General features: G+C 56.4%; 1 protein-coding gene. It reads left to right on the forward strand.

Annotation, left to right across the window (positions count from 1 at the left end):
* Positions 1–105 precede the first annotated feature (105 nt).
* The coding region (locus tag RSSM_RS08355; RefSeq protein ID WP_144059654.1) for a protein kinase domain-containing protein at positions 106–567 on the forward strand (462 nt) is incomplete at its 3' end.

Consider the following 567-nt stretch of genomic DNA (forward strand, 5'->3'; position numbering starts at 1 on the left):
TTCGCAGAGGGGCGGTTCAATTCAAGAACCGAATCGAAGATTGCCGTCGCCATCGAGCAGTCGCCCGAACTTCAAGAGCGGCTAGCAGCAATTTCAAGCGATGGAATGCTCGACCGAGTCCGAGAGATCGCATCAAAAATTCAGGCCAGTGACAAGGATAGTCCCGTCGCAGAGTCTCCTCAGGCTTCAGTCGCACCCAAGCCTTCAACCGGAGGCACTCGCCGCATCAAGGGTGTACCCAAGGAGTTATCCGAGTCTGGCGATTACCGCATCTTGAAGGAACTCGGCCGAGGTGGGATGGGGGTCGTGTACTTGGCGAAGTATCTGCCGATGGACCGACCCGAAGTCTTGAAGGTACTCAACTCGCAAATGGTCAAACGCGAATCGGCTCGGAAGCGTTTCGTGACTGAGATGAAGGCGATTGGAAAGTTGAACCATCCGTCGATCGCCACGGCGTACCAGCAAGTCCCCTTGCCGACCCAGCTGGTCTTTTCGATGGAATACGTGCCGGGCATCGACCTGCACAAGTTCATCGCCAAGTATCAACCGATCCCGATCCCCGCGGCG

This window comes from Aporhodopirellula sallentina SM41 (assembly GCF_000346505.1).
In the GTDB taxonomy this organism is placed as follows: Bacteria; Planctomycetota; Planctomycetia; order Pirellulales; family Pirellulaceae; genus Rhodopirellula; species Rhodopirellula sallentina.